The following is a 13,239-nucleotide window of genomic DNA, read 5'->3' on the forward strand; positions in this document are numbered from 1 at the left end:
TCCTCTTCTTCTATATCTCTCGCTCAACTGCTTATTCTAGCTCCGCGTCTTATTTATTTCGTTTTACAGCCAGATGGGCAAGGGCGATCAATGCGTCTTTATATTCTGATTCCGGCAAGATAGTAAGTTCTGCGATGGCTTTGTCTGCTTCGTTATAGGCCAATTGAGTGGTGTATTCGAGAGAGCCAGTTTTTTGCATGACAGCTAAGATATCATCCAACTTCTCCATACCATTGGCTTTTTCTATTGCCTCACGAATCATCATGCGTTGTTGTTCGTTACTGTTTTGCATTGCATAAATAAGAGGAAGGGTAGGCTTACCTTCAGCTAGGTCATCACCAACGTTTTTCCCCATCTCTTTCCCGTCAGCAGTGTAATCAAGTACGTCATCAATCAACTGGAATGCCGTACCTAGGTATTTACCGTAGTTCTGCATTGCGAGCTCAACGTCCTCAGATGCGTCGTTTAGAATGGCACCAATTTGAGTGGCCGATTCAAATAACCGAGCTGTCTTGGAATATATAACCTGCATATAGCTCTTTTCAGAGGTATTCGGGTCATTGCAGTTGATCAATTGTTGTACTTCACCCTCAGAAATCACATTTACCGCTTCACTCATTAATGAAAGGATCTTTAAGGATCCTAAGCTTGTCATCATTTGGAAAGAACGAGTGTACATATAATCGCCCACTAAAATGCTAGAGGCATTGCCAAAGGCTATGTTAGCGGTCTCTTTCCCCCTACGCATGTCTGATTCATCAACAACGTCATCATGGAGTAAGGTTGCGGTATGGATAAACTCAATAAACGCAGCCGCCATTTGGTGATCATTTCCCTGATATCCAAGTGCTTTCGCCGACAAAAGGGCAAGAAGAGGGCGAATACGTTTACCACCACCACTAACAATATAAAAACCTAATTGGTTTATTAATGTTACTTCTGAGTTCAATTGAGCTTGAATTATTTCGTTTACTTTTACCATGTCACTGGCAGTAAGTGCTTGGATAGCTTTAAAATCCATCTTCTTTCCGGCTGAGTTCAGTTCCCATAAGGGCATCTGTTTCTAATAATTGTCTAATATTACACTAAAAAACATTGAAAATTACACCATCTAAAGGCATGATTCTCCCACTTTTGTTTGGCGATTATCTTTTCGCCATTTTTTTACAAATATGGCTTGTCATAGGAAGTACATTCACGTAGAATCTGCGCCCTATTGATGATTAGTTTAGCGCACACCCCAAATGCTCGTACAATTGCATAGGCTGTGCGGAAAAAGCGGAGTAAAAAATGTACGCTGTTTTCCAATCTGGTGGTAAACAACACCGAGTAAGCGAAGGCCAAACCCTTCGTTTAGAGAAATTAGACGTTGAAACTGGCGCAACAGTTGAGTTCGATACTGTTCTTATGGTTGCTAATGGCGAAGAAATTGCCATTGGCGCTCCTCTTATTGAGGGCGGTAGAGTAACTGCGGAAGTGATTCAACACGGTCGTGGCGATAAAGTTAAAATCGTTAAGTTCCGTCGTCGTAAGCACTCTCGTAAGCAACAAGGCCATCGTCAGTGGTTCACTGAAGTGAAAATCACTGGTATTAGCGCTTAATTTAGTTAGGAGAGATATACAATGGCACACAAAAAAGCTGGCGGTTCTACTCGTAACGGTCGCGATTCAGAAAGCAAACGTCTTGGCGTTAAGCGTTTTGGTGGCGAATCAGTTCTAGCGGGTAATATCATTGTTCGTCAACGTGGTACTAAGTTCCACGCTGGCACAAACGTTGGTATCGGTAAAGATCATACTCTTTTCGCTCTATCTGAAGGTAAAGTGAAATTTGAAGTTAAAGGTCCTAAAAACCGTAAATTCGTAAGCATCGAAGCTGATTAATTTTTAGTTTCAAGCTGAATTTAAAAGCCCTGCCGATTAGGCGGGGTTTTTTATTTATAGCAGAACATAAATAAAGAGATGTCTTGGACTAAAGAGTTTTTTCTTTATGTTCTATTGAGCAGATAGTAATTGATCTTGGGTGATCGATCTGATTGATGTTGGATCTGCTAAAATTATTATTGTCCCTTTAGGATGATAATTGCACCCAGTGCGGAGTAAGAGATGAAATTCGTAGATGAAGCGGTTGTAAAAGTAGAAGCAGGTGATGGCGGTAACGGCATTGTAAGTTTCTGGAGAGAAAAATTCATTACCAAAGGTGGCCCGGATGGTGGCGATGGCGGTGATGGTGGTGACGTATATTTGGTTGCCGATGAAAACTTGAATACCCTTATTGATTACCGTTTTCAGCGTTTTTATCCTGGCGAACGTGGCCAAAATGGTAGTGGTGGTAACTGTACTGGTAAGCGTGGGCAAGACAAAGTTCTTAAAGTACCTGTTGGAACACGTGCAGTAGATATACACACTAATGAAATTGTCGGTGAAGTCGCTGAACACGGAAAAAAAGTGATGATCGCAAAAGGCGGTTGGCACGGCCTAGGTAATACACGTTTTAAATCTTCTGTGAACCGAGCTCCACGTCAAAAGACAATGGGTACTAAAGGTGAAGTGCGTGAACTGCGTTTAGAGCTACTACTGCTTGCTGACGTAGGTATGCTGGGCTTACCCAATGCAGGCAAGTCGACCTTTATTCGTTCGGTGTCTGCGGCTAAACCTAAAGTCGCTGATTATCCCTTTACAACCTTGATCCCTAGCTTAGGTGTGGTGAGTGTTGTTCCAGGAAAGAGCTTTGTCGTTGCCGATATTCCTGGTTTGATCGAAGGGGCTGCAGAAGGTGCTGGACTAGGTATTCGTTTTCTCAAGCACTTGGAGCGTTGTCGCGTTCTATTGCATATGGTTGATATTCTGCCTATTGATGGTAGTGATCCTGTGCAGAATGCACTTACTATCATTGACGAACTCGAGCAATACAGCGAGAAAGTGTCGCAGAAACCTCGTTGGTTGATCTTCAATAAAATTGATCTTCTTCCTGAAGACGAAGCAAATGAGAAGATTCAAGAGATAGTGGATGCTTTAGGATGGGAAGATCAGTATTTCAAGATCTCGGCTGTAAACAAGAACGGGACCAAAGATCTTTGTTATAAGCTGGCTAATTTCATGGATGCGCTTCCAAGAGAAAAGATTGAATTGACTGAAGAAGATAAAGTCGACTTTATGTGGGATGATTATCATAAGGATGCAATATCTGGCAAAGATGTTATCACAGAAGATAGTTGGGATGATGACGACGACGATATAGATGATGGTCATGTTATCTATGTTCGTGACTGATGTCCTCTAAATCAATATTATCAATGAAACCGCGACAGTATGTTGCGGTTTTTTTATACCCAAATCATGTTATACGTTTGAATTTTGAGGCAATATATAGTGCATAGGCGAGTTAGATAGATCGGTAGGTATAAAATGATGCCAATCTGGGGAAACAACTGGTTGGTCACCAACAAACGCTTTTATCTCGAACAAAATTTAATCACGAAAGATTAACAAACCCTAGTATAAGGACATTAAGTGGACACAAATATGAGTATAGAGGATAAGCAACGCGCTATTTCTCGGTTAGTTGCTCAAGCAGGACAGATGTTGTTGGCTCATGGAGCAGAAAGTACTCTGGTTGCAGATATTATGCGACGCATGGGGTTAGCAAGTGATGCTGACGAAGTAGAAGTGTCTTTATCTGCTAACTCAATTGTCGTGACGACATTTATTCATGATCGTTGTATGACAACAACAAGGCGAGCGCCAGATCGCGGCATAAATATGCGCGTTGTTACTCAAATTCAACGTATCTGCATCATGATGGAGAAAGGGCTACTAGATTACTCTCTGGCACAGGATAGACTAAATAAGATCAGTCCTGCTAGGTATAATCGTTGGTTGGTTGTTCTAATGATAGGATTATCTTGCGCATCATTTAGTCACTTGGCTGGAGGTGATTGGTCAATTGTCTCGATAACCTTTTTGGCCTCAGCTATTGGAATGATCGTAAGACAAGAGATCGGTCATCGGCATTTTAACCCCTTAATTAACTTTGCTGTAACGGCTTTTGTCACCACACTTATTTCTGCTCAAGCCATGGTATATGGTATTGGTAACCACCCTTTTATAGCAATGGCATCTTCAGTATTGATGTTGGTTCCTGGTTTTCCATTGATTAATTCTGTTGCTGATATGGTAAAAGGGTACATAAATATAGGTATTGCCCGTTTTGTAATGGGAAGTTTGTTAACTCTGGCAACCTGTTTAGGTATTGTTGGTGCAATGACGCTGGTCGGCGTCTGGGGCTGGGTAGACTAATGGAAATAATAATTGGTCTTCTAAATGATATGTTTTTTGCTTCTATTCCTGCAGTAGGTTTTGCTCTTGTATTTAATGTGCCACAAAAAGCACTAAAGTATTGCGCGGTTGGTGGTGCAATTGGACATGGTTCAAGGTATTTGATGCTTCAATATGGTGTACCTATAGAATGGGCGACTTTTTTTGCTGCGACAATCGTCGGTATGATTGGTGTCTATTGGTCTCGTAAGTTTTTGGCTCATCCAAAGGTGTTTACCGTCGCGGCATTAATACCCATGGTCCCTGGTGTCTTTGCTTTTAAAGCTATGATCGCATTAGTAGAGATAAATCATTTAGGTTATACCCCTGAATTGGTGTCGGTATTAATGGAGAACTTTTTGAAAGCGATGTTTATTATCGCAGGCCTTGCCATTGGATTGGCGATGCCAGGGTTACTCTTCTATCGACGCAGATCCGTGATTTAAACGAGAAGTATCATAAAATGAAAATCAGCATGATAGCCGCAATGGCGAGAAACAGAGTGATAGGTAAAGATAATCAAATGCCTTGGCATTTACCCGCTGATTTCGCTTGGTTTAAGCGATGTACTATGGGGAAGCCAATTATTATGGGTCGTAAGACCTATGATTCTATTGGCCGTCCTCTACCTGGTCGGCAAAACATTGTCATTAGTCGCGATGTATCGCTAGTGATAGAAGGTGTAGATTGTGTTACTTCGCTTGAACAAGCGGTTGAGCTTGTTACTGAGCATGATGAAGTGATGATAATTGGTGGTGGGTCTATCTATCAAGCGTGTTTAGAGAAAGCAGACTGCCTGTATTTAACCTACATAGAATTAGATATAGAGGGTGATACCAAGTTTCCTGATTGGGGAGACGAGTGGAAAGAGACCTATTCTGAGTCGTTTTTAGCGGATGAAAAAAATGCTCATGATATGCGGTTTGTTGTTCTTGAAAAATGAGCCCCTTTGTATACGTAGATTCTATTTACAGTAGGGCCTAACTTGGTTTGTTTAAGCTAATTGTTCTGTGGTTGTTGACAATTAGCTTAAACTTTCTTGGCTGAAAAAGGTTTTATCTTCCCAGCGCAACATGGTTAAAGTACCGCCCCAGACACAGCCAGTATCTAAACCTATTGCGTGTTTATTTTCAAAACCTGACAGAGCGGCCCAGTGACCAAATAAGATGGTTTTATCCAATTTTATTCTCTGTTTTAGCTTGAACCAAGGGACCAGTTTTTTAGAGGTGACGTCTTGAGGTGGGAGCTTACAAAGCATATCTAGGCGACCATCTGTAAAGCAAAAACGCATACGGGTAAAAGCGTTGATAATGTACCTATAACGTTCGATTCCTTGCAGATCATCATCCCAATAGTCTGGTGAGTTAGCATACATTTGTTCTATGAGCCATCTCCAGTTATCCCCTTGCAGTTCAGCTTCGACTTCTTTAGATGCTGCACAAGCTTGTTTTCTGTCCCATTGAGGAGAGATACCCGCATGGCAAACGACAAACTCGTCATGCTCTGCAATCAATGGTTGATGCCTTAGCCAATCTAGAAGTTCATCTTTATCTGGTGCCGAGAATATAGGCAGTGTTCGGTCTTTTTTCTTTTGTGGGTGAATTCCCAATGAAACGGCAAGTAAATGTAGATCGTGATTACCCAAAACAGTGATCGCCGCGGAACCAAGAGACTTAACGAATCGCAATGTCTCAAGGGACTTAGGACCTCGGGCAACTAAGTCACCAGCAAACCAAATAGTGTCGTGTTTCGGATCGAAATTGGCTTTGTTTAACAGTAGTTGTAACTCATCAAAGCAGCCTTGAATATCACCAACAATGTAGTTCGCCACGTAATTACACTCTTTAATTTAAAATATTTGGGATCGCTAAGCTAAACGGATCGACCTCTACGATGAACTCAGTACCGTCTGCATCATTCATTATGTATTGACCTTGCATTACACCAACAGGGGTCTCTATTGCGGTTGCACTTGTGTAGGTGTAATCGTCATTACGTTTTATATAGGGTTGCTTCCCGACAACGCCATCACCTTCTACTGTCATCTGCTTTCCATCTGCATCCGTAATTAACCAGCGTCTTCCAATGAGTTGAACCGTCTGGTTACTTAGGTTTTTGATTGAGATGATGTAGGCAAATACGTACCGTTTGTGTTCTGGTTGAGATTGCTCTGCTACGTACTTAGCGTGTACTTGGCATTTGATACAAGGTTGAATAACGTCCATGTTCACCTCAATAGTTCAATTGTCGATAATAGCGTTGTGGGTTTTTATTCTAGCTGTGATGTTTCTCTAACCAGTTTGCCATATCGACAAATTGCTCAAGGGTTAAATTCTCAGGACGCATACCTGGATTGACTCCTAGAGCTTCTAATGTTTCAGTATCTAACAAGTGCTTGTAGCAGTTTCTAACCGTTTTACGTCTTTGGTTGAACCCATCTCTGCATACTCTATCTAACCATTTTAAGTCAGTTGCAGGATAAGGGATCTCTTCATAAGGAACCAAACGAACGACGGCTGAATCTACTTTTGGTGGTGGAATAAAGGCGGTTGGTGGCACCTCTAACACCGGCACAACTTTGCAGTAATATTGAGCCATTACGGTCAATCGACCATATGTTTTACTACCTGGGCCTGCTGCTAATCGATTGACGACTTCTTTTTGTAACATGAAGTGCATGTCTTGAATATCTTTATGAAATTTAAAGAGATGAAACATTAATGGTGTAGAGATGTTATAAGGTAAATTACCAAATATACGTAACTTATTGTTCGGTTTAATCAACTGAGTAAAGTCAAATTTCATCGCATCACCTTCATAAATCGTCAGTTTTGACGAAAGGTCAGGGTGATTACGTAAGCGTTCAGCTAAATCTCTATCAAGCTCAATAACGGTAAATTTATCGATCTCTTTCCCAACGGGTTCTGTAATTGCACCAAGTCCTGGCCCAATTTCAACAAGGTTTTGCCCAGGTAAAGGGTTGATAGCAGAAACAATACCATCAATAATATAGGGGTCATTCAGGAAGTTTTGACCAAAACGTTTCCGCGCTTTGTGTCCCAAGTGGACATCATTTCTCATTATTATCTCTCAATTAAAGGACCCTTATTAACAAAAGGTTTTTTTTCAACTAATTCTATCGCGTGTTTAAGAGCGGTTTGGAAACTTCCTGTGTCCGCTTGCCCTGTTCCTGCCAGATCCAGTGCTGTACCGTGATCGACAGATGTTCTTATATAGGGTAGACCAAGAGTAATGTTTACTGATCGTCCAAAGCCTTTATATTTCAACACAGGCAATACTTGATCATGGTACATACCAAGCACAGCATCTGCGTCTGCTAAATATTTTTCATTAAAAATGGTATCTGCCGGTAACGGCCCAATTAAATCAAAATCACACTCAGCCCTAAGCTTTTCAAGCGTTGGGGTGATCGTTTTGATCTCTTCATCACCTAAACATCCATCTTCTCCTGCATGAGGATTGAGTCCACATACATAGATTTTGGGGGCTTTGATGGCAAATTTATTGACCAAGTCGTCATGAAGGATGCGGATTATACTCTCTAGCCGCTCTGCTGTAACGGCTTTTGAGATATAAGCTAAAGGTAAATGGGTAGTGACTAAAGCAACACGCAGTCCTTCTGTTGCTAACATCATGACCACTAAGGGAGTATTCGACTTTTCAGCAAAGAATTCGGTATGCCCGCTAAAAGCGACACCGGCTCGATTGATTGCGCCTTTGTGGACCGGACCTGTTACGACAGCGTCGAATTCTCCGCTCATACAACCATTATTGGCACGTTCTAATGTCGCTAAGACGTAGTGGCCATTTTTTTCGTTTAATTGACCTGCGACTGAAGGTTCAGCTTGTGAAATATGATCAACAAGCAGTGAACCTGCTTGTTGGGGTTTTGCTGCGATGGTTCCATCGTAATCGACAAGCGTTACATTGAGCCCAAGCTCTGCTGCTCTTTGAGCTAACAAGGTTTTATCTGCACAGACCACAATCTGGTGTGCCCAATCCGATTGTGATAAGGCTAAGACAAGATCTGGCCCTATTCCAGCGGGCTCTCCTGCTGTGACGATAATTCTTCTAGTCGACATTATTGTTCTTCACTTTCGTCATTTTCAATAAATTCAACAAACGCACTGGCTCTTATTTCTTGCATCCAAGCTGAGGCTTCTTCATTAAATTTACGATTGAAAAGAATTCTATAGGCTTTATTGGTCAGTGCTGTATCTGTTTTGTCAACTTCACGTCGATCAAGTACTTCAACAATATGCCAGCCGTGAACGGTCTTGAACGGCTCACTTATTTGACCAATGGGTAATATCTCTACTTGGTGCTTAAATTCTGGGACATATAAATCTGGGGTTTGATAACCCAACTCCCCATTTTTAGCCGCAGAACCTGGGTCTTGGCTGTGTTGCTCTGCGAGCTCACCAAACTTAATCTCACCAGATTCGATGCGACGAGCGTAGTTCTGTAGTTGTTTTTGGGCGCCTTCATCACTGAGTATTACCGAGGTTTTGATCAAAATATGTCGGGCATTAACTTCTGTGACTGCGACAGTTTCTAAGCCTCGAGTATCAGCGATTTTGATGATATGAAGCCCAACACCACTTCGAAATGGCCCAATAACCGCACCTTTTGCCTGAGTCGTTATTTGATCCGCAAATATTGTTGGCATTTCTTCTTTGCGTAGCCATCCCCAATCACCACCTTCTAATGCCTTAGGTCCTTTTGAGTAGCTGATTGCCATGGTAGAAAAATCTTCACCCTGATCAAGTTTCTTAATAATATCGTTGGCTTCTTTCTCAAGCGCTTGTTTGTCTGTGCCCTCTTCAAGTCGCAATTGGATATGTTGAAGTCGATATTGTACAGAGGCGTTGGTCTCGGTAGCGAGTTGCTCAGACAAGCTCTCTACTTCTGCTGGCAATATGTTGATTCTACGACGAACTAGCGCATTACGGGCTTCGGAAATCGCGATCTCTTTCCTGACTTGCTCTCGAAACGTAGCATAACTTACCCCATCTTCGGTGAGCGAGTTTTGTAGTTGGTCGACCGTTAGGTTTCTTTCTTTGGCGATTTCTTGAACCGCTTGATTCAAACGGTTGTCATCGATCTTTACCCCAAGGCGTTCTGATTCTTGGAACTGAATAGTATCGACGATAAGCTTTTCTAGTACTTGCTCACGTAATACGTCGATGTCTGGCAAAGCTTGGCTGCCTTTCTTCGAATTGGTTTCAAGCGTGACGATCGCTATATCAATATCACTTTGCAATATGACACCATCATTTACGATTACCGCGACTCTATCTAGCTCAACGGGTGCAGCCATGCTTGAGGCTGACAGTACAGATAAAAAAACTATTAGGGTGTGTTTCCACATTTTCATTTAATGTATACCAATAAATTCGTGTTGCTCAATGGCAAGACTGTTAATTTCCAAGTGCAAAAGGTCGACTATAGCCTAAAGCGGCATTAGATGAATCGACACCAGCTAAACCTGAACCTCCGGCTAGTGTTTGACCAAAGCCTACAATACCAAAATTCACCGTAAAGTTTTGTTCATAAGTCGGTGAGTCTACCCCGATTTCATCCCAACTGTAGAGTTGATTGCTGTATGAGAATCCGATATACCAACAATCACTGGTATAGTTGACTCCTGCTAACCACTCAAGGTTCACTTTTTCGTTGGTATCGTAGAAATACTGTCCATTTAGCTTCCAACTTCGGCCGAGGTTATAAGCGGTAATAAACCCTAACTGGCTGATACCTTCACGTGTGTAGGATGTATAATCATCTTCGCTGATAAAGTCGACATTGTTAGCAATATAATCCAGTGAAACGTAACGATAGTTTAGCTGGCTGTACCCACCTGAGTATCGATATTCCAATGTGCTATCGGCAAGTTGTACCTTTGATGACGCCGTGTCGAATTGAAATCCACCTTGATAGAAAAGATAGTCATCGTAGTTAAATTCAGTATCCAGCGCCCAAGCCGAATAGGATGATGATGTTTCATTTGAGACGGAGTCATTATAGGAATCGTTGAGATAGAGAATCTGTCCAAATGAGAGGTTCATTCTCTCTTTAAATTCATCATCAAAGAAGCGCGTGGACGCACCATAGCTGAATTGATTCGCTGGAGCAATATAGTCAACACTGCTGTACTTTTTACTACGAAAAAGCCCGTCGTAATCAAGCTGTAGCTTGGTTGTATCGTATCCAGAAAAGATTTCCGATTGGTCCTCTTCGGGAATATATAAATACTGGATCTGCGGTTCTAGTGATTGGGTATAGCCTAGAATTTGAGAGGTATCGCGCTCTAGATACAATCCTGAGTGAATTCTTATCTGAGGAATGGTTCGTGAAACCTGCTCTTCGTAATCATTGCTTGTGGTTAGGTTGTCAATGTCTTGCTCATAATAGGTTTGGAACAGCTTTGCTTCAGCAGTAAACGTGCCCCAAGTCGTGGATAGCGGCAAGGCTAGCGTTGGCTCAAAGTGTAAACGGGTAGCCGATGGGCTATCTGGGTCATCCGTTTCGAATCGACTGACATGGCTCAATAAATTAAAATCGAGCTTCGAGTAAAAGTGGGGTGCGTAATAGTTGTATTCTAATTGAGGCATCAAACGATAAGGATAACTGCCTGTTGACAATACCTGAAAATCTCTTACCAATAACGTGGTATCCCAACTGTCTGATCGGTACGAGACCTCGCCAGATTGAAGGAGCTGCCCGTCTTCACGATTACCTATATTAGAATCGATGTCGGTGAAATAGGTGATGTCACTGACTTTCGAGTAGTCAATTTCAAACTTCCATGCCTCTTTAAATACGCCAGTATGGCTCCAATTAAAGCCCCAGCGATCGCCTTTATCGAGGTATTTTTTGTCATCAGGGAGATATTCTGTACTGAATGAGCCGGAACCTATTTCCGTTAGATAACGAAACTTCGCATCAAGCTGCGTACCGCGTTTCTCCATGTAATTAAAATCAGTCTGTAGATCGTAATTAGGAGCAAGGTTCCAATAGACGGGAACGGTAAGTCCGAAACCATTTTTACTGTCTAATGAGATGGCTGGGTATAGGAAGCCTGTTTTTCGGGTATCACCGATCGGAATAGTTAAATAAGGTAGATAAAAAATGGGTACAGAGAGAACCTCAACTCTTGGATTAAACAGCGTTGCCTCTTCATCAATCTGATCAATTTCAATCGACGAAGCTCTTAGCCTCCATGAATTGTCACCTTCTGGACAGGAAGTGATCGTGCCATCTTCCAGTTCATAAAATGCTTTATCTTTGCGATAAATAACCTTTGCGTCACCGCGGCCATCCTCACATAGAAACTCATATTGAGTATTTTCTAGCGTGGCAACGTCTGAATCTAGACTCGTTGTGGCTTTATCTGAAATGGTTTTTATCTGGCCATCATAAGAATGCACATTACCCTCAGCAACAACAATATTATCTTGCTGGTGCAAGGTTATTGTATCAGCGGATATGCGCTTATGTCCTTGAGTAATAACAACGTCGCCGGTATAGGTCGCTTTATCGCCATTTATCGCTTCGACGTTATCAGCTTCAACATGCACAGGGACCTCTGTGTCATTTTTGGTGGATGAATCCACAATCAAGCATTGATCTGTAGAGGGCATTTCCTGCACACTAGGGTCTTGTGACGTTTCAGCTTGAGTTGTTGGCACGAATACGGCTGCACTAATAGAAGCAGCTAACAATGTGCGAGGGAAAAGTAGCATCGAGTTTAACTATCCTGTGTAACTTGATTCATTCAGAGGTCAAATAGACCTGTTCTGATATAAAATGTTCCTTATAATAACCTGAACTTGTGATGATGGGCATCAAAAACAATCTTAACTATTGAGTTGTGTCGCTAATTCGAAGTTATTTTTAGTTCAAAGCAATTGAGCGTTCAAACAATGTAAGATCGCAATACATAACAAAAATTCATAATTGAGAGCATAATAATGCACATTTTTGGCAAAATTTTAGGCATATTTTTTGGTTTCCTTTTTGGAGGAGCTTTTGGCGCGCTGTTTGGTTTGTTCTTAGGGCATCAGTTTGATAAAGCAAGAAGACTTAGCCAAGCAGGATTTAGAGCATCCAGCGCATTCTCCGGCGGACCCAATCAAGCGGAAAAACAGGCAGAATTTTTTAAGGCTGCTTTTTCTGTTATGGGACATGTTGCTAAAGCCAAAGGACAAGTAACCAAAGAAGAAATTCAGTTAGCCGATACGATGATGCAACGAATGAACCTTCGAGGGGATCAGAAAAAGGCGGCTCAAGATGCATTCCGCGAGGGGAAATCCAGTGGTTTTCCGTTGAACGAAATACTTGAACGGGTTCGTATATCCTCTGGAGGAAGGCATGATCTTTTACAGTTTTTCTTAGAGTTGCAAATATCAGCCGCATTTGCTGATGGCGACCTTCATCCTTCAGAAAGGACTGTTCTGCATGCTATCGCTAAAGGGTTAGGGTTTTCAACTCAGCAGCTTGAACAGAGATTGCAAATGCAAGAGGCGGCCTTTCGTTTTCAAAGAGAGGGCGGTGCTGGCGGTTGGAATCATTCTCAAGGGCAAGGCGGGGCTTGGCAACAGGCAACGACAGCGGATCAGCTTACGGATGCTTACAAAGTATTAGGCATCACCGATGATGTGGATTCTAAAGAAGTGAAGCGAGCTTATCGTAAACTCATGAATGAACATCACCCAGATAAGCTTGTAGCAAAAGGTCTACCTCCTGAAATGATGGAAATGGCCAAAGAGAAAGCACAGGATATTCAAGCGGCTTACGACCTGATAAAGAAAGAGAAAGGGATTAAGTAGAACAAAGGTTCCCGTTTTCATGGGAATGACGACCTTAAGGTTGTCAAAGTCGGTTGTCTCCACGAAAGTGGAG

At 42.1% G+C, this 13,239-nt stretch carries 14 protein-coding genes; 7 read left to right on the plus strand and 7 right to left on the minus strand.

Annotation, left to right across the window (positions count from 1 at the left end; all coding sequences use genetic code 11):
- Positions 1-49 precede the first annotated feature (49 nt).
- Complete coding sequence (gene ispB, locus L3V77_RS01770; protein WP_275135466.1) at positions 50-1,021, minus strand: octaprenyl diphosphate synthase; 972 nt, start codon at positions 1,019-1,021, stop codon at positions 50-52.
- A gap of 269 nt (positions 1,022-1,290) precedes the next feature.
- Here ispB and rplU point away from each other — a divergent pair, with 269 nt between their 5' ends.
- From rplU to folA, 6 genes are all read left to right on the plus strand, one after another.
- Entirely contained in the window at positions 1,291-1,602 is a 312-nt protein-coding gene (gene rplU / locus L3V77_RS01775) for a 50S ribosomal protein L21 (protein ID WP_195706572.1), read from the plus strand.
- A 21-nt stretch (positions 1,603-1,623) separates the two neighbouring features.
- Positions 1,624-1,881, plus strand: a complete 258-nt coding sequence (rpmA, locus tag L3V77_RS01780) for a 50S ribosomal protein L27 (RefSeq protein WP_195706573.1) — start codon at positions 1,624-1,626, stop codon at positions 1,879-1,881.
- Positions 1,882-2,103: 222 nt separating this feature from the next.
- Positions 2,104-3,270, plus strand: coding sequence for an Obg family GTPase CgtA (gene cgtA, locus L3V77_RS01785; protein WP_275135467.1), 1,167 nt, complete (start codon positions 2,104-2,106; stop codon positions 3,268-3,270).
- Positions 3,271-3,528: 258 nt separating this feature from the next.
- Positions 3,529-4,296: a threonine/serine exporter ThrE family protein gene (locus L3V77_RS01790; RefSeq protein ID WP_275136672.1), complete on the plus strand. Its 768-nt coding sequence runs from the start codon at positions 3,529-3,531 to the stop codon at positions 4,294-4,296.
- Positions 4,296-4,760, plus strand: a complete 465-nt coding sequence (locus L3V77_RS01795) for a threonine/serine exporter family protein (protein WP_275135468.1) — start codon at positions 4,296-4,298, stop codon at positions 4,758-4,760. The genes L3V77_RS01790 and L3V77_RS01795 overlap by 1 nt, the downstream gene beginning before the upstream one ends.
- Positions 4,761-4,777: 17 nt before the next feature.
- Positions 4,778-5,257, plus strand: coding sequence for a type 3 dihydrofolate reductase (gene folA, locus L3V77_RS01800; protein WP_275135469.1), 480 nt, complete (start codon positions 4,778-4,780; stop codon positions 5,255-5,257).
- Between the two features lie 81 nt (positions 5,258-5,338).
- On the opposite strand, the gene L3V77_RS01805 is transcribed toward folA, so the two are convergent.
- From L3V77_RS01805 to lptD, 6 genes are read right to left on the minus strand one after another with little or no spacing between them, the layout of a single operon-like run.
- The gene (locus L3V77_RS01805; protein ID WP_275135470.1) at positions 5,339-6,145 is read right to left on the minus strand and encodes a symmetrical bis(5'-nucleosyl)-tetraphosphatase; all 807 of its coding nucleotides are present in this window, start codon (positions 6,143-6,145) and stop codon (positions 5,339-5,341) included.
- Between the two features lie 13 nt (positions 6,146-6,158).
- Positions 6,159-6,539, minus strand: a complete 381-nt coding sequence (apaG, locus tag L3V77_RS01810; protein WP_275135471.1) for a Co2+/Mg2+ efflux protein ApaG — start codon at positions 6,537-6,539, stop codon at positions 6,159-6,161.
- A 49-nt stretch (positions 6,540-6,588) separates the two neighbouring features.
- A complete protein-coding gene (rsmA, locus tag L3V77_RS01815; protein ID WP_195706579.1) occupies positions 6,589-7,395 on the minus strand; it encodes a 16S rRNA (adenine(1518)-N(6)/adenine(1519)-N(6))-dimethyltransferase RsmA in 807 nt (268 codons plus the stop codon).
- A 2-nt stretch (positions 7,396-7,397) separates the two neighbouring features.
- Positions 7,398-8,417 (minus strand): 4-hydroxythreonine-4-phosphate dehydrogenase PdxA, encoded by a 1,020-nt coding sequence (pdxA, locus tag L3V77_RS01820; RefSeq protein WP_275135472.1) that lies wholly within the window; start codon positions 8,415-8,417, stop codon positions 7,398-7,400.
- Complete coding sequence (surA, locus tag L3V77_RS01825) at positions 8,417-9,712, minus strand: peptidylprolyl isomerase SurA (RefSeq protein ID WP_275135473.1); 1,296 nt, start codon at positions 9,710-9,712, stop codon at positions 8,417-8,419. The genes pdxA and surA overlap by 1 nt, the downstream gene beginning before the upstream one ends.
- A gap of 43 nt (positions 9,713-9,755) precedes the next feature.
- On the minus strand, positions 9,756-12,080 hold the full coding sequence (gene lptD / locus L3V77_RS01830) for an LPS assembly protein LptD (RefSeq protein ID WP_275135474.1): 2,325 nt from the start codon (positions 12,078-12,080) through the stop codon (positions 9,756-9,758).
- Positions 12,081-12,308: 228 nt separating this feature from the next.
- Between lptD and djlA the strand changes: the two genes are divergently transcribed.
- Complete coding sequence (djlA, locus tag L3V77_RS01835; protein ID WP_195706583.1) at positions 12,309-13,166, plus strand: co-chaperone DjlA; 858 nt, start codon at positions 12,309-12,311, stop codon at positions 13,164-13,166.
- Positions 13,167-13,239 lie beyond the last annotated feature (73 nt).

It is taken from the genome of Vibrio sp. DW001, from assembly GCF_029016285.1.
Lineage (GTDB): Bacteria > Pseudomonadota > Gammaproteobacteria > Enterobacterales > Vibrionaceae > Vibrio.